Annotated in this window: 18 protein-coding genes; 4 read left to right on the forward strand and 14 right to left on the reverse strand. The window is 53.8% G+C overall.

Annotation, left to right across the window (positions count from 1 at the left end; genetic code table 11):
• Positions 1-7 precede the first annotated feature (7 nt).
• Entirely contained in the window at positions 8-715 is a 708-nt protein-coding gene (locus PT964_RS12885) for a VOC family protein (protein WP_274363760.1), read from the forward strand.
• 84 nt (positions 716-799) lie between these two features.
• Positions 800-1,225 carry a WGxxGxxG family protein gene (locus tag PT964_RS12890; protein WP_274363761.1) on the forward strand — a complete coding sequence of 142 codons (426 nt, stop codon included), beginning with the start codon at positions 800-802 and terminating at the stop codon, positions 1,223-1,225.
• Between the two features lie 127 nt (positions 1,226-1,352).
• Here PT964_RS12890 and PT964_RS12895 read toward each other — a convergent pair whose 3' ends face one another.
• From PT964_RS12895 to PT964_RS12905, 3 genes are all read right to left on the reverse strand, one after another.
• Complete coding sequence (locus PT964_RS12895; protein WP_274363762.1) at positions 1,353-3,770, reverse strand: heavy metal translocating P-type ATPase; 2,418 nt, start codon at positions 3,768-3,770, stop codon at positions 1,353-1,355.
• Between the two features lie 236 nt (positions 3,771-4,006).
• Positions 4,007-5,365 (reverse strand): DUF4179 domain-containing protein, encoded by a 1,359-nt coding sequence (locus PT964_RS12900; RefSeq protein WP_274363763.1) that lies wholly within the window; start codon positions 5,363-5,365, stop codon positions 4,007-4,009.
• Positions 5,366-5,368: 3 nt separating this feature from the next.
• A complete protein-coding gene (locus tag PT964_RS12905; protein WP_274363764.1) occupies positions 5,369-5,887 on the reverse strand; it encodes a sigma-70 family RNA polymerase sigma factor in 519 nt (172 codons plus the stop codon).
• 183 nt (positions 5,888-6,070) lie between these two features.
• On the opposite strand from PT964_RS12905, the gene PT964_RS12910 reads away from it, so the two are divergent.
• Positions 6,071-6,730: an MOSC domain-containing protein gene (locus tag PT964_RS12910; protein WP_274363765.1), complete on the forward strand. Its 660-nt coding sequence runs from the start codon at positions 6,071-6,073 to the stop codon at positions 6,728-6,730.
• Here the strand turns inward: PT964_RS12910 and PT964_RS12915 are convergent.
• The 7 genes from PT964_RS12915 to PT964_RS12945 form a co-directional block, all read right to left on the reverse strand.
• Positions 6,727-7,491 carry a DODA-type extradiol aromatic ring-opening family dioxygenase gene (locus PT964_RS12915; RefSeq protein WP_274363766.1) on the reverse strand — a complete coding sequence of 255 codons (765 nt, stop codon included), beginning with the start codon at positions 7,489-7,491 and terminating at the stop codon, positions 6,727-6,729. The genes PT964_RS12910 and PT964_RS12915 overlap by 4 nt on opposite strands.
• A 148-nt stretch (positions 7,492-7,639) precedes the next feature.
• A complete protein-coding gene (locus tag PT964_RS12920; RefSeq protein WP_274363767.1) occupies positions 7,640-8,554 on the reverse strand; it encodes a phosphotransferase family protein in 915 nt (304 codons plus the stop codon).
• A gap of 68 nt (positions 8,555-8,622) precedes the next feature.
• The gene (locus PT964_RS12925) at positions 8,623-9,090 is read right to left on the reverse strand and encodes an HAD family hydrolase (protein WP_274363768.1); all 468 of its coding nucleotides are present in this window, start codon (positions 9,088-9,090) and stop codon (positions 8,623-8,625) included.
• Between the two features lie 286 nt (positions 9,091-9,376).
• Positions 9,377-10,057 carry a DNA alkylation repair protein gene (locus PT964_RS12930; protein ID WP_274363769.1) on the reverse strand — a complete coding sequence of 227 codons (681 nt, stop codon included), beginning with the start codon at positions 10,055-10,057 and terminating at the stop codon, positions 9,377-9,379.
• Between the two features lie 6 nt (positions 10,058-10,063).
• The gene (locus PT964_RS12935; RefSeq protein WP_425262717.1) at positions 10,064-11,548 is read right to left on the reverse strand and encodes an IMP dehydrogenase; all 1,485 of its coding nucleotides are present in this window, start codon (positions 11,546-11,548) and stop codon (positions 10,064-10,066) included.
• 159 nt (positions 11,549-11,707) lie between these two features.
• A complete protein-coding gene (locus tag PT964_RS12940; RefSeq protein WP_425262714.1) occupies positions 11,708-12,331 on the reverse strand; it encodes a DUF3298 and DUF4163 domain-containing protein in 624 nt (207 codons plus the stop codon).
• A 20-nt stretch (positions 12,332-12,351) separates the two neighbouring features.
• Positions 12,352-12,495 (reverse strand): hypothetical protein, encoded by a 144-nt coding sequence (locus PT964_RS12945; RefSeq protein WP_274363771.1) that lies wholly within the window; start codon positions 12,493-12,495, stop codon positions 12,352-12,354.
• A 119-nt stretch (positions 12,496-12,614) separates the two neighbouring features.
• On the opposite strand from PT964_RS12945, the gene PT964_RS12950 reads away from it, so the two are divergent.
• Positions 12,615-12,881 (forward strand): hypothetical protein, encoded by a 267-nt coding sequence (locus tag PT964_RS12950; protein WP_274363772.1) that lies wholly within the window; start codon positions 12,615-12,617, stop codon positions 12,879-12,881.
• 52 nt (positions 12,882-12,933) lie between these two features.
• On the opposite strand, the gene PT964_RS12955 is transcribed toward PT964_RS12950, so the two are convergent.
• The 4 genes from PT964_RS12955 to PT964_RS12970 all read right to left on the reverse strand — a co-directional run bounded on the left by PT964_RS12955 (position 12,934) and on the right by PT964_RS12970 (position 14,949).
• Positions 12,934-13,251: a hypothetical protein gene (locus PT964_RS12955; protein WP_274363773.1), complete on the reverse strand. Its 318-nt coding sequence runs from the start codon at positions 13,249-13,251 to the stop codon at positions 12,934-12,936.
• Between the two features lie 62 nt (positions 13,252-13,313).
• A complete protein-coding gene (locus PT964_RS12960) occupies positions 13,314-13,763 on the reverse strand; it encodes a hypothetical protein (protein ID WP_274363774.1) in 450 nt (149 codons plus the stop codon).
• Positions 13,764-13,783: 20 nt separating this feature from the next.
• The gene (locus PT964_RS12965) at positions 13,784-14,419 is read right to left on the reverse strand and encodes a hypothetical protein (RefSeq protein WP_274363775.1); all 636 of its coding nucleotides are present in this window, start codon (positions 14,417-14,419) and stop codon (positions 13,784-13,786) included.
• A gap of 404 nt (positions 14,420-14,823) precedes the next feature.
• Positions 14,824-14,949, reverse strand: a complete 126-nt coding sequence (locus tag PT964_RS12970; RefSeq protein ID WP_274363776.1) for a hypothetical protein — start codon at positions 14,947-14,949, stop codon at positions 14,824-14,826.

The following is a 14,949-nucleotide window of genomic DNA, read 5'->3' on the forward strand; positions in this document are numbered from 1 at the left end:
GTCTGTCATGCGGATTCGGGAAGTTGTTATGTACTCGCACGATTTAGGTTTGTCAAAGGCATTTTATACGGAGCGGCTGGGGCTTTCGGTTTCTCGGGAGACGGCCGGTTCGGTATCCTTCCAGGCTGGTGACGGCCTGTTGACGTTCAGGAAGGCCGACGGCGGTGAGACGCCGTATTATCACTTTGCTTTCCGGATTACGGAGCATAAGTGGGAAGCCGCCTTGGATTGGCTGGAAGGTCGGGGAATCCGAGTCACCGTGTTCAGCGGCGGGCAGCAGGTAGTCCACTCGCGATCGTGGAATTCCCGTTCGTATTATTTTTTCGACTTCACGGGAAATATCGTCGAGCTGATCGCCAGGCACGACATCCCCTCCCCCGGTTCCGATTCCGGCTCCGCTTCGACGGGAGCTCCTTTCGGCCCGGAGGATATAACCGGCATCGGCGAAATCGGCATGCCCGCGGCGAACGCGCCGGAATTGGCGGATAAACTGATGAGGGGCTTCTCCTTGCCGGAGTATCTCGGCGCCGATGAGCTGTTTGTGCCGGTCGGCGATCCATACGGGCTGTTTATCGTTTCGAGCGTTGCCCGCCGGTGGCTCGGGTCGGATAAGCCGTGCGCGGTATATCCGTTGGAGGCGGTAATCGCAGGCCCGGGGAATGTTGAGCTTCGTCCGGACAAATATCCATATGTTATACGGCAAACTGCGCATTGACAGGCGCAGTTTTTTGCATATTTTTTATCTTCCGAGGGAAACACATAAATGGTAGCCAAACCACCCCAAAGGAGATGAAACAACGTGAAGAAAGGTTTAAGCGTCATGCTGCTTACCGCAGTCGCAACTACCGCGATCGCGCTTCCGGCTTCTGCGACCGGCAATAACGCAGGAGTGACCGGAACTCGTTCCGCAACCTACGGCAACATGGGGACGACGGGTACAACGGGGACAACGGGCACGACGGGTACCGGTACATACGGTACCTATGGCACCGATGGAGCCAATGATGCGCGTACGTATGGAACCTACGGCACCGGAGTCGGAACGCGGGACGTCACGACGAACACGAACGGCAACTACAGAAATAACAACTATCGCGCAAGAAACGTAAGAGCCAACGCGGCGAATAACGACAACGACGGCGCAGGCTGGCTCGGATTGCTCGGTTTGTTGGGTCTTGCCGGGTTGATGGGCCGGAACAGAAACCGCAACGAGCAGCGCACGTAATCGATCCGAAGAACCGTACGGAACTTCCGTGCGGTTCTTTTTATATTGGGTCATGTTACGGTTGCCTGCGGCTTAACTGTGCGGCGCAGCAACAATCTTCGGTGCTAACTCGAGGGTATACTCGACCTCAAACCTTAACCCGCTGCAGCCGCAGCGCGTTCATGACGACCGACACCGAGCTGAGCGCCATCGCGGCGCCCGCCACCCACGGCGCCAGCAAACCGACTGCGGCGATCGGGATCCCGATGACGTTATACGCAAGCGCCCAGAACAAGTTCTGTTTAATGTTCGCCATCGTCTTCTTGCTCATGTAGATCGCATCCGGGATGCTGTTCAAATCGCCGCGCATCAGCGTGACGTCCGCAGCCTCCATCGCGACGTCCGTGCCCGTGCCGATCGCCATGCCGATGTCGGCGGTCGCCAGCGCAGGCGCATCGTTGATACCGTCGCCGACCATTGCTACCTTCCGTCCGGCGTTCTGCAGCTTCTTCACTTCCGCCGCCTTGCCTTCCGGAAGCACCTCAGCCAGCACGCGGTCGATGCCGACCTGGTTGGCAATCGCCTTCGCCGTCCGCTCGTTGTCGCCCGTAATCATAATGACCTCGATGCCCAGCTCCTTCAGACGGCCGACCGCTTCCTTCGATGTTTCCTTAATCGTGTCGGCTACGGCGACCATGCCTGCATAGTTCCCGTCAACAGCCGCCAGCATCGCGGTCTTGCCCGCTTCCTCCAGCCGCGTCATCGCCTCATAAGCCTGTTCCGCATCCACTTCATACTTCTGCATTAGCTTTCTAGTACCGATCAGCAGCTGGCGGCCCTCAATCACCGCTTCGATACCGTAGCCCGGAATCGCCTCGAATTTCTCCGGCGCCGGAAGCTCGATGCCCTTCGCCTTGACGCCTTCCACGATCGCCTCGGCAAGCGGGTGCTCCGAATTACGCTCCGCTCCGCCTACCAGACGAAGGAACTCGGCCTCATCCATCGAGCCCGCAACCGCAACGTCGGTCAGCTCCGGCTTGCCCTTCGTAACCGTACCCGTCTTATCGAGAATGATCGCGTCGATCTTGTGCGTCGCTTCCAAATGCTCGCCGCCCTTAAACAGCACGCCAAGCTCCGCGGCGCGGCCAGAGCCCGCCATAATCGACGTCGGCGTCGCCAAGCCAAGGGCGCATGGGCAAGCGATGACGAGCACCGCGATCGCCTTCTCCAGCGCACCGGCGAAACTGCCCGGCTCGACGCCGAAATACCAAATCAGGAACGTAACCACTGCAATGCCTACGACTATCGGAACGAAAATACCCGAAATGACGTCCGCAACCCGTTGGATCGGCGCCTTGGAGCCCTGCGCTTCCTCAACGACCTTAATAATTTGCGCCAGCGCCGTGTCTTTGCCGACCTTCGTCGCTTGCAGCTTAAGAACGCCGTTCTTGTTGATCGTCGCGCCGATCACGGCGTCGCCGGCCTTCTTCTCGACGGGGATGCTCTCCCCTGTCAGCATCGATTCATCTACCGAGGAGGCTCCTTCCAACACGACGCCGTCCACCGGTATTTTCTCGCCCGGCTTGACGAGCACGACATCGCCGGTCACGACTTGTTCCACCGGTACGCTCAGCTCTTGGCCGCCGCGAATGACAAGCGCCGTCTTCGCCTGCAGACCCATAAGCGTCTTAATCGCCTCCGACGTCCGTCCCTTAGCGAGCGCTTCAAACAGCTTGCCTAGAAGAATGAGCGTAATGAGCACGGCGCTTGTTTCGTAGTACATTTCCGCCTGATGGTGACCGCCGCCGTTCATCCACTCGAACGTCAAATACAAGCTGTAGAAATAGGCGGCCGACGTCCCGAGCGCAACCAACACGTCCATGTTGGCGCTCCCGTTGCGGAGCGCTTTATAGGCGCCGACGTAAAACTGATAGCCGATCGCAAATTGAACCGGTGTCGCAAGCGCCAGCTGGAACCACGGGTTCATAAAAATGTCCGGCGACCAGATGAACGAAGTGAAGGAGAAATGCCCCACCATCGCCCACAGCAACGGGAAGGACAGCACGGCGGAGACGATCAGCTTCCACTTTTGCCGCGTAATTTCTTTCTTCCGATGTTCGCCCGGCTCTTCCTGCCCTTTCTTCACAGCAGCTTTATAGCCCAGCTTTTCAACCTTCTCAACCATGTCCTTCACGGACACTTCCGCAGGGACGTATTCTACATGCGCCGTCTCCAGTGCGAAGTTTACCGTCGCCTTCGATACCCCGGGAAGCTTATTTAAGCCTTTCTCGATTTTGTTCGCGCACGCTGCGCAGGTCATGCCGCTCAGATCGAATTCAACGCTCTCCTTCACCGTGCCGTATCCGAGGGAGCTGATCTTCTGCTCCAAGGCGCCAAGGTCGACCTTGGCCGGATCGTAGGTTACCGCCGCCTGCTCCAGCGCGAAGTTTACAGTAGCCTGGGAGACGCCCTCTACTTTATTCAAGCCTTTCTCAATCCGATTGGCGCACGCCGCACAGGTCATTCCGGTTATTTGTAAAGTGGTTTGCTTTTCCAACGTTATCACTCCTAAATGATTGCAACGTTAACGTTGCATACCGTTAAATATGTAACTCATCAACCGGCAATCATTGCTCCGATATATTCATACTACAATACCCCCCTACCCTATGTAAAGGGGAATCGAAAACATTTTCCCTAATAAAAGACTCACCAATAACATTTTCCCCAATAAAAAGACCCATCGACAACATTGTTCCCATAAAAAAGGACCCCGCAAAATCGAGGCCCTTCTACGCCGATCTATTCTTTAATCTTTACCTCAAAGTGTTCGACAATGTATCCGGGGTAATTGGCGATTTTAAACGTCAGCGGCTGCACATAGTCCTGGTCCGGAATATAGAACGTGTGCCTCTGGCCGGTTATATCGCCCATATCGGTGCTTGAATACATGCCCCCCGCCCCTACATTGAACGTTGCGCCGCTGCCGTCCGTAAACTCGGTTTCCGCAAGAGAATACAGCATGTTGTCCTCCCTCGCGATCCCGCTCAACGTAAAGGATAGATCCTTTTGCCCGCTGGCCGTCTTAATGCCGTTCAGCCGTACGCGATCATCCGGCGCCTTCAGCAGCTCTTTATTATCCGTGTCAACCACCAGCTCCAGCTTATCCTTATCCAGCGCTCTTAGTCTGGAGCCCTTCATCGTTAACGACTTCGGAATCGAGAACGAGCTGCCTTGGAAAAAGAGCGTCAATTTGTTTTCGCTCATACTGGAACCGAAGTTTTGATACGTCTCCCCTTGATCCCCAACCAGCGTTAAATCGACGAAGGAAAATATTTTTTTCGCATTATCAGGGTCAAACTCGACTTCAACAGCGATCTGTGTCGGATGAACGGCGGCGCTGACGAACGTAATGCGTTGCCCCTCAACGGTAACCGTCTGTCCGATCGGATAAACCGTCTTAAGCCCTTTCATCCGTTCCCGGTCCACCGTTATCGGCAGCGTCCAAGTCGGAGCAAGCGTCGTATCGCTTCGCGCCACTTTGGTCTCCAGTAAGAACGTATCGGGAAACGCCTCGCGGCTTCCGAAGTTGACGTCGATCCGGCTCGACCTCACTCCGTTCTCCTGATCCTCCTCCTGTCGGTAGCCCCAAGAATAACCGGATTCAAGCCGTGTCCCATCCTCTTTCAGAAAATGAATATCGCGCAATTCAACCTTTTTATAATCCTTGGGATACACAATCGTATAAAAAATATTCATCCTCGTCTCGTCCGCGATAATGCCGTCCACCGTCACCGTAATGCCGTCATGGGAATCGGATACGCCGACCTTTTGGATGTAATCGTTGTTGATGGCAGCGGTCAGCCCTTTGTCCCCGGCAACCATTTTTGCAATGTACCCGAGTCCCGGCACCTCGCTGACGATGGCGGCGAATGCGGGAGAAACCCGCACCGTCGTCATGAATGCCAGCAGCAGCACAGCAGCGGCAACGGCGCCGCCGGACCACGCCTTGCGAATTCGCGCGGAAGCTTTCCGCTCCTCTTGCGCCTTTCGCATACCGTTCCGTATATAATCGTCGATCCGCTCCGGCACCCTCACTTCCCGACCCGAATCCGCCAAATTTTCCAACGCGGACAGCACCTGCTCGTTATGTTTCCCCATGTGTTATACCCCCTCCGTCAAATGCGGCTTTAGCAGCGTCAACGATTTGTTGAGCCACGTTTTTACGGTCCCGACCGGCCGGTCCAACGTTTCGGCGATTTCCGTCAGCGTCATATCCTCGTAATACTTGAGAATGATGATTTGCTTAAGCTTCGGGTCGAGCCGCTCGAGCGCCTCCGCAAGCTGAACGCGGGTCACCGCATCCGTAAGCTTCGGGTCCGGTTCGAACCGTTCGGGCATATCCGTCACAGGGGCATAACGTTTCCTCCGCTTCCACTCGTCCCCGCAGCAATTGAGCAAAATCCGAATGAGCCAAGTGGAAACATACTGGGGAGACCTCAGCTTTCCGAATGTTTTCCAAGCTCTGTATGCCGTCTCTTGGACAGCCTCCAGCGCATCGTGTTCATTTTTTAAATATGCATATGCAATCCGGTACAGCCGCTCTTTATGGACCTGCATCAACGCAAAGAACGACTCTTCGTTGCCGTTCTTGGCTTCTTGCACCAGCTGTGCGACGTCCATTTCCCCGTCCCCTCTCTATCCCGCTACTATGTATTAGACTGACTTGGAGGGCAAACGGTTTTGATATCCGCAAAAATACTTCTGTGCAAATTGTGATGTTTAGCGAATCTTTACTAGCATTGTAGAGACTATTTATGGCAAAATTCAATTATTTAATCCAGCAATCTAGGAGAAGTGTGCAAAATGACAACGCCAACCATAATCGGTTTATATGCAGGAATGCCGCGTACGATCACGAACGCGTCCGGGACGTTCACATCGGGAATTGTAAAAAGTCCGGTAACGGGAGCCTTTTTGTCCGTAAACGGGTTTGTCGGGGACGGCGTCGCCAACGAAAAATTTCACGGCGGAACCGAACGGGCCGTGTGCGTATATTCCTATGAACACTACCCGTTATGGGAGAAGGAACGCGGCGCGCCGCTCGAACGCCCCGGCTTCGGCGAAAACTTGCTCGTCGCCGGCATGCTTGAGAAGAACGTATGCATAGGCGATATTTACCGATTGGGAGAAGCCGTCGTGCAGGTGTCGCAGAGCCGAAATCCTTGCTACACCATTTCGAGAAGGAACGAGTTCGATCCGATGCTTGCCAGAGTGATAGAGACAGGCTTTACGGGGTATTTTTTCCGGGTATTGCAGGAAGGCGAAGTTCGGACAGATTCAAGGATCGAGCTTGTAGAGAAGCATCCGAAGGGAATCTCTGTCTTTGAAACAAACCGCGTGTTGTTTCGCGATCTTTCCAACGCCCCCGCGGTAGCGGAGCTTTTGGAGCACGATGCGCTCGCAGAGGCATGGAAAGACACGCTGCGCAGGCGTGCCGCGCGGCAAGCGCAGCAGTCGCCTTAAAATTGAACCGCCAAATAACTCAGGGAGCCGAGCTCGTAAGAGCGGTGAAGCAGCTTCACCTCGCCGTCCGGCGAACCGGCGCCCATTGCGATATAGAGCGGGACGAAGTGCTCCGGCCTCGGAACGGCAAGCTTTGCGCTCGGCGCCCGCTCCATTACTTGGGCAAGCGCCTCATAATCGCGCATCTGCATATGCTCGATCAGCCAGTCGTCGAACGCGACCGCCCAAGGTTCGACCTCCGGCTTCATGGAAAGCATCCGCAAATTGTGCACGGTCGCTCCGCTTCCGATGACGAGGATATTTTCCGCGCCTAAGGAGTTCAACGCCTGTCCGATCTCGAACTGCCGCTCCATCGGCAAATACGGATTCACCGACACTTGAACGACCGGGATATCGGCCTTCGGGAACAGCCGCAGCAGCAGCGTCCACGACCCGTGATCCAAGCCTCGAGAAGCATTGAGCCGGGACGGAATCCCATGCTCGGCCAGCAGCCGCTCCACCTTCGAGGCAACTTCGGCCGAACCTTTGGCCGGGTAAGTCAAACGGTACATTTCCGGAGGAAACCCGCCGAAATCGTAAATCGTTTCGTACGTATCGTCGGTGGAGGAGATCGTTACCGTCTCGCTCTCCCAATGCGCCGTAAAAATAACGATCGCCTTCGGAGCCAGCGTCTTCCCCAGCTCCGCCAAATATGTCGTATATGCCGTAGTTTCAATCGCAATCATCGGCGATCCATGCGCCAGAAATAAGGATGGAACCATTCCTGCCACCTCATTTTAAATTAGTTACTTTTTGTAACTAATTGTACTTTGATTACAAGTTAATCGTCAAGTAAGTGAAACATGCCTTATGCAGTCTGCTCTTAAAATGCCGCATTTTCCCCTTTTATATGTCGAGATCGACTCCCTGTTAGCGTTTATACCAACCAGGTATTACGCTTTCGAAATTCCGGTGATCGTCCAGTACCGTACGAATACGGTTCATCATCGAATCGAGCTGCTCCGGCACGACTTGGAGCGTCCAAGTGATCGTTCCGAACATAATCAGCGCCGAATATAGGGCATACAGGTTCCAGAAATTTTCCGGAATTTTTCCGTCGAAATACCCGTCGATTTGCCCGATCGAGAACGGGATGCTGACCTCGCGGCTAAAGTAGGCGATTTTTAGAAAATCATGATACGGATCTCCCCAGTCGTATCGATTGAAATCGATCGCCGCCGCGTAAGCGCCGCCATGCACGAGCAGATTGCCAGGATGAAAGTCATCGTGCTGAAACCGGTTCGGGCGACCTTCAAGAAGCGGCAACTTTTCTTCGATAAACGCAACAACTGCATCCTCCTCGGGCAGTTTAACCCCGCAACGGAAATAATCCGCCAATTGACGGTTGTGCTTCGCAAGCCTTCGCATCGACCACTCTTCCATGTCCCCCGGCGCTTCCACTTCGTGCATCATAAGCAGTTCCCGCCCGGCTTCAACGCCCACGCCGTACTGTTCGTCGGCAGTCATCAACGGCAGTCTTTCGGAAGCGTCCTCTCCCTCGACATAACGCAAAACCATGTAACATAAATCAAGCGCTTCAACCGTGCCGAACGCAACCGGTTCGGAAGTTCGGACGCCAAGTCCGTGTATGCGGGCTACCGCCTCAAACTCTCGGCGTTTGCGCTCGGTCTGCTCGAAAGTCGCAGTGCGCAGCACATAAGCCGGTTTTTCACCGCCTTCATAAACGAGATATTTCCCGTCATAAGAGAAGCCTTTATAAATTTTTGAAACAGCCTTTGCTTTCCGCAGCGCCGGGATATGTTCCCGAACTTCGCTTAATTGCATCGTAAAGCTCCTCTCGAGTTACTGCTTGGCTGTACCGCTCAATCAGATCCTACGCATCATAAGCTAAGTTATTTTCTCAGTGTTGGAATAAGCCTATTATGTTTCAGTAAAAGGTCCAACCCGTCTCTAACATCATGAACCACGATGTGACTAGCCATTAAGGTTGCTGTAGCGCATCCTTCTTTTCCAACTATAGCGATTGACAAATCGGCATGGCGGAACATTAACTCATCATTAATGCCGTTTCCCATAACGGCAACGCCTTCCGAAGAAATGTCGCCAATAAAATTGCGTTTTTCTTCGCGCTGATTATCTTTCGCAATCATATGCAGCGTCACCGGCAGCCCTTTGCATTCTTCTGCCGCACTTCCGTTACTGTCGGCGGTTAAAACATGAATGTTATACAATTTTTCTAAATCAAAAAGTCTTTCCCTGACACCATATACCAGCTTCCCATCCAAAGCTATTGTTCCGTTAAAGTCTAATACAAGATGATTGATTTGAAGGCTTCCTTGTCCCGGAATGTGTATTTGCATAAAATGCACTCCTACGGTTATTTTGACCTCCACATCTCCAATAAACTTGCTTTTATGAATAGAGCTGCAATCATATTACCACAAAGTGGATGGCGGCAACTGTATTAACGGAACGCCATGTAAACTTTGCCAATTCAGCGGACATTCGTTTCCGTTAGATATGGGCAGCAGCCGGGAGGAGAGGCCGGTCGGGTAACGAAAGGTCGGGTAAACTTGATTAACACAAAAAAACGGGGCGGAAGATGACCCTCCAACCCCGAAAATTTATTAACTCTATATCGTCGGTTTATTTCCGCAGCAGCTTCAACGCTTCTCTCCTGCTGAGCGGCGCCAGAGCATACGTCTCCACTATCCGCTCGACAAACTCCGGTCTGACTTTCCCGTACTCCCGCAGCGCCCAACCGATCGCTTTATTAATAAAAAACTCCTTCGTCCCGCACGTTCTGCTTATTACCGATTCCAGCAGCGCCTCGTCCGTCCGTTCCTTATATCCCAGCTGGAACAAAATCGCGCACCGGATCAGCCATAGGTTGCCCGAAGCCAGCCATTCTTCGACCTTCGGATCCCGCATTCCGGGATACAGCAAGAAATAGTGCCCGATCAAGTGTTTGGCAATATGATCGATCGTGTCCCACCATGATTTGTGCACGACGATCTGCTCGAGCAGCCCGATATCGTTAACCGCAAACCCGGACTTCATACGCTCCAGCACAATCAGTGCAGCCATTTGCAGTTCCCGCTCGTCATAATGCCATAGCGCCTCAATCGTCTCATGCAGCTCTTCACGGGCCGGCAAACCGTTCGTTCGGATAAACTCCTTGCAAATCGCCTGCACCTGAGGAGCCCGTATCCCGATGAAGACGAACTGGTCTCTCATATATTTCGACATCGCCGCTGCGTCGGCTTCATTCCGCTCCAGCAGAAACCGTTCCCGCAGCCTTACCGCATACAAAGTCCCATTACACACGGCCGATTACTCCCCGGACAGCGTATTCTCCTTCAGAATTACGTCGTGCGCTCCGCCTTCCACCAAGCTCGTCGCGGAAACGACCGTAATTCTCGCCTTCTGCTTCAGCTCGTCGATCGACAGCGCGCCGCAGTTGCACATCGTCGATTTGATTTTGCTGAGCGTCTTGTCCAGATTTTCGCGCAGGGTGCCGGCGTACGGCACGTACGAATCGACGCCTTCCTCGAACACGAGGCTCGACTTGCCGCCCGTGTCGTAACGCTGCCAGTTGCGCGCACGGTTGGAGCCTTCGCCCCAGAACTCCTTCACGAAATTGCCGCCGATCTTCAGCTTTCTTGTCGGACTTTCGTCGAATCGGGCGAAGTAACGGCCCATCATGACGAAATCCGCCCCCATCGCAAGCGCCAGCGTAATGTGATAATCGTGCACGATGCCGCCGTCGGAGCAGATCGGCACGTAAACGCCCGTCCGCTCGTAATATTCGTCCCGCGCCGCCGCCACTTCCATGACCGCGGAGGCTTGTCCGCGTCCGATTCCCTTCTGCTCTCTCGTAATGCAGATGGAACCGCCGCCGATGCCGACCTTCACGAAATCCGCGCCTGACTCTACCAGATATAAGAACCCTTCGCGGTCGACGACGTTACCGGCGCCGATCTTCACGTTGAAGTTCCCTTTGACGTATCGTATGGTGTCCCGCTGCCATTCGCTGAACCCGTCCGAGGAATCGATGACGAGCACGTCCACTCCCGCTTCCACGAGCAGCGGAACCCGCTCTTCGTAATCCTTCGTGTTGATGCCCGCGCCTACAATGTAGCTCTTGTTCGCATCAAGCAGCTCGTCCGGATTTTCCTTGTGGGCGTCGTAGTCTTTGCGGAATACGAGGAACTCGAGCCGCTGCTCCTTGTCCACGACCGGCAGCACATTCAGCTTGTGCCCCCAGATCAGGTCGTTCGCCTCGGATAAGGTGATCCCGGAGGTTCCATAGATGAGCGATGCGAACGGCGTCATAAAATCGGCGACCCGCTTATCCAGCGAATCGCGGCTCGGGCGGTAATCCCGGCTTGTAACCATACCGAGCAGCCTGCCCTTCGCCGTTCCGTCGTCGGTCACGGCAACGGTGGAATGGCCGGTTTGCTGCTTCAGCTCCAGCACGTCCTTCAGCGTATGCTCCGGCGTCAGGTTGGAACGGCTGACGACGAAGCCGGCTTTGTAGCTCTTCACCTTGCGGACCATCTCGGCCTGCTCCTCCGGCGGCTGCGAGCCGAAAATAAACGAAATACCGCCGCTCCGCGCGAGCGCTACCGCCATATTATGGTCGGACACCGACTGCATGACCGCGGATGAGAACGGTATGTTGAGGGAGATGGCGGGCTCTTCGCCCTTGTTGAACTTTACGATCGGCGTCTTAAGCGATACGTTGCCCGGGTTGCAGTCCTTCGTCGTCAAATTCGGAAGCAGCAGAAACTCGCTGAACGTACGGGACGGCTCCATAATAAAGTGTGCCACTGGTCGATCCTCCTGTTTTCGATAATAGTAATCACGTAAAATTTAACCGATGATACCACCGAAAACAGAGACCGTCAATAGCTTGCCCGCCGTCGTTTTTCCGCCGCCCTTCACGGTTTTTCGGCCCCGCGCACACTAAAACGCTTACACCCCCGGAATCATTCTTCCGAGCGGACCGTCCTCCGTCACAAGCTCCTGCAGCTCGTATACGGAAATCGGAAACATCGGAAACCCGTAAACGTAAGCCGTTATTTCGTACAGTTGAAAATAGATGACCAACGCTTTATCCGCAATATAGTAGTCCTGATCGGGCGCGATTCCTTTAAACTCGCCGAGCAGCGTCAAATCCCGCGCTTTGATTTGCGACCGCACGATTTCCGATAATGCCGCGACATAATCGCTTCCCGGCTTAAACAGCTCCCCGAGCGAATACGCCTTGGCCGTCGTCACATCGAACGTGAGCGACTTCAGCAGCGTCATCCCGTGCGCCATCGGAGGCGTGTACGCATAGTTGCTTTGGCTAAGGCTGAGCACGCCCCGCTCATTCGTCTTCAGTTCGAACAGGCCCGTTATGGATGTCTGTCCCTGGACCTGGTACCCCCGCTGCTCGCGAATCAGCTCTTGAACCTGGCTCTCTATTTGCCGGTTCATCCTTTCCTGCGCAGCGGCCTGCGGCACCCCCCATACTCGCGGATAATAAATCTCGGCGAGCGGCGTCCGGTATTGAACCGTTTGGATCGGAACGGGGAATCTCGTCATGTCCGGCATCGATCGGTTCCTTTCCCTCGTTATTTTTTTTCGGATTTTCGGCGAAGCTCTCTTTCGCCGTTCCAATAATGGACGGTCGGCCTCGGATGCGACAGCCATTCGTTGAGCAGGCTCGTTCCGACAAACGCGACCAAACCCCAGTCCCAGCCCTTCAGCAACTCCATGCAGATCACCGCCATTTTTGACCATTATATTCGTCTCGCGGTTTGTCTGATTCGGCCGCCGGTTGGAAATTCGCGCGAAATGAAGGTATAGTTGGGGAAAAAGGTTATCGAGGTGCTCCATGTCTGCGTCTGGGAAGATGTTTTACTGTATTGATAAGGACGAGCCTAGCGAAATTGTCGTGATCGATCCGGGGAAGGCGGTATCGCTGGAGGAGGTTGAGCTTGACGATCCGTCGGGCGGCAAAATGACGGTGCTCACGGCGGAGGACGGCCGGCAGTACATACCGCTGGCGCTGATGGATGAAGTGCAGGGAAAGGCTAACGCGGAAATTCTCGATCGGCTGCTGCGCCAGGCGATTGCGGCGAAGCGGAATGCGGAAGGGTAAGCTGAGGCGGCGGCCGGCCCGACTGAGGTGCGCGGTCGGCCGCAGAAACGGTTTATTGGGGCTCCGGCAATATATTCATCGACTTGATATGCCGCTTCGTCTCCGGCGTCCCGAGCTTGTGAATCATCCGGTAAATTTCTCCGAGGTATTGATCGAACGGCCCGTTTACATCCTCGAAGTCATACAGGACGGTCGGAAGATGCCCCCATATGTATCCGTCGTTATCCTCTCTCGATAGCTGGTGAAATAAATCGTCCAGCTTCTGAACGTCTTCCTCCGTCGCCTCGATCTCGAATTCGTAGGCTGCGTCTCCTTTATTCGCCATAATCGTGCGCCCTTGGACGGACACGTAATATTTATACTTCTCCACTGTGTTTTCCTCCGATCTTGTTTGAAGCTTTCATTAGTATGGATCGTTTTCCCGTTAAACATTTATCGCTTCAGCTTAGACACGCCGAGCGCCGTGTTGTCCCATAAAATCTTTTCGACGGAATCATACTGCTGCTCCTCGCACCGGATCATCACCACAACCTCCGAGGTGATCGTTCGCAGCCTTCCCGAGCTGACCCGCCTGATAATGTAATATTTAATCGCAAAGCCCAAGAGAACCCCGCTGGCCGCACCGATAATCCCCCAGATGATCGGACCCCATGCAAGCTCGAAACCGTAAATCGCCCCCAGCAGCATGAAACACGTCCCCAAAATGGCGGCTAAATCCAGTATGCTGTACCCGTCCGAGCGGTGGAGCGTGTCGAACACCATCCTCTTTTCCTTCCGCTTTTCGAGCGTAACGGCAAGCATTCGGTCTCGGGCAATCCCGATCTCCTCCAGCTCGGTAAGGGCAAGCTCCAAATATATGTTCTGGTCGAAAGTCGCAATCACGTACACTGACATCACCGTTCCTATAAGGGCAATTCAAAATCGGGGGACTGATATCGCTTCTTCAGATACAACGATTGTTCTTTTTCGAACAGTTTGTTTTGTTCCACAGCGGAAACATAAGCATCGTAAAAAATGTAACAATAAATGGAAGGCAAATAGAGAAGCCACTGCATGTCGACGATCTCCTTCGCCTGTTCGAAATCGCCGATCATGGAATAATAAATAGCCATGGGAATATGTCCGAAATAGAGCAGAGAGATGGTATACAAAAAGACAAACAATCCGAAGATCAGCTTATTCAGATACAATTGGCCGAGTCCGGGAACAAGCACCGACCACATGCACGCAACCCATGGACTTCGTTTGTCCAAATAATTGATCCCCCACGAGCCCATCGTCAACACAGGCAGCGAAGCATTCTCCCTGTCGGCTAACGTATACAGCTTGTTAAAATCGACGGTCGTTCGAAAGCTGTCCCAGATGGCATACATATAAATCCCTACGTAAAGCATCAGCCATCTTTCATCCAGCACTTCCTTCGCACGCTCGAAGTGCCCTTGAAGCGAGTACATGATTCCTAAATTCACTTTCGCCTGATGATTGATGAACATTTCCCACAAGATCAATAGAAACGCTTTTGCGTACCGATAATGCATTAGATTTCCGAAGCCCGGGTATGCAAATGCAAAAAAGGCTACGACCCAGGGATTGCGCGGATGCAGCTGAACTGTAGTTAAAGGTGATAAGAATGCTCGGGTACGCCGAGCGCGCGGATTGGATTTCATTGCAGCCCCACCCATGTCAGCCGTTTGTCTTATCATTCCCAATAGTGAGCAAAGATTATGAACTCTATCTGCCCCTGCCGCTAACGCGTATGCAAAAGCTGTACCTCCGGTCCACTTTAGCGTTTCTAACGGACAAGGATGCAGCTATTCGGCGTTTGGAATGGAGTTTACAGTTGTAACGGACACCGCTGCAGTTATTGCCTTGAAAAAGCACGGGTTAGCGCCAAAAATCGGGGTTTAGCGTCTGTCGTGTCCGTTAGCGGTATGACGGTGGGTTAAAACGGCGAATAACGTCCGTCGTGTCCGTTAGCGCCGCAGGGGGTAACGAGGAGCAGTACTTCCAGGATGAGCGACCGCGTTTCGTAAAAAAAAAGAACGGCCGAGGCCGTTCTTTCATCCAT

Origin of the sequence: Paenibacillus thermotolerans (genome assembly GCF_028745515.1) — a bacterium.
Taxonomy (GTDB): domain Bacteria; phylum Bacillota; class Bacilli; order Paenibacillales; family YIM-B00363; genus Paenibacillus_AE; species Paenibacillus_AE thermotolerans.

Coding starts and splice junctions, on each gene's coding strand:
- PT964_RS12965 (WP_274363775.1), bottom strand. CDS start 14,419: ATGCATTATCGGTACGCAAAAGCGTTTCTATTGATCTTGTGGGAAATG.
- PT964_RS12910 (WP_274363765.1), top strand. CDS start 6,071: ATGACAACGCCAACCATAATCGGTTTATATGCAGGAATGCCGCGTACG.
- PT964_RS12905 (WP_274363764.1), bottom strand. CDS start 5,887: ATGGACGTCGCACAGCTGGTGCAAGAAGCCAAGAACGGCAACGAAGAG.
- PT964_RS12920 (WP_274363767.1), bottom strand. CDS start 8,554: ATGCAATTAAGCGAAGTTCGGGAACATATCCCGGCGCTGCGGAAAGCA.
- PT964_RS12925 (WP_274363768.1), bottom strand. CDS start 9,090: ATGCAAATACACATTCCGGGACAAGGAAGCCTTCAAATCAATCATCTT.
- PT964_RS12885 (WP_274363760.1), top strand. CDS start 8: ATGCGGATTCGGGAAGTTGTTATGTACTCGCACGATTTAGGTTTGTCA.
- PT964_RS12970 (WP_274363776.1), bottom strand. CDS start 14,949: ATGGATGAAAGAACGGCCTCGGCCGTTCTTTTTTTTTACGAAACGCGG.
- PT964_RS12900 (WP_274363763.1), bottom strand. CDS start 5,365: ATGGGGAAACATAACGAGCAGGTGCTGTCCGCGTTGGAAAATTTGGCG.
- PT964_RS12940 (WP_425262714.1), bottom strand. CDS start 12,331: ATGCCGGACATGACGAGATTCCCCGTTCCGATCCAAACGGTTCAATAC.
- PT964_RS12950 (WP_274363772.1), top strand. CDS start 12,615: ATGTCTGCGTCTGGGAAGATGTTTTACTGTATTGATAAGGACGAGCCT.
- PT964_RS12945 (WP_274363771.1), bottom strand. CDS start 12,495: ATGGAGTTGCTGAAGGGCTGGGACTGGGGTTTGGTCGCGTTTGTCGGA.
- PT964_RS12915 (WP_274363766.1), bottom strand. CDS start 7,491: ATGGTTCCATCCTTATTTCTGGCGCATGGATCGCCGATGATTGCGATT.
- PT964_RS12935 (WP_425262717.1), bottom strand. CDS start 11,548: ATGGAGCCGTCCCGTACGTTCAGCGAGTTTCTGCTGCTTCCGAATTTG.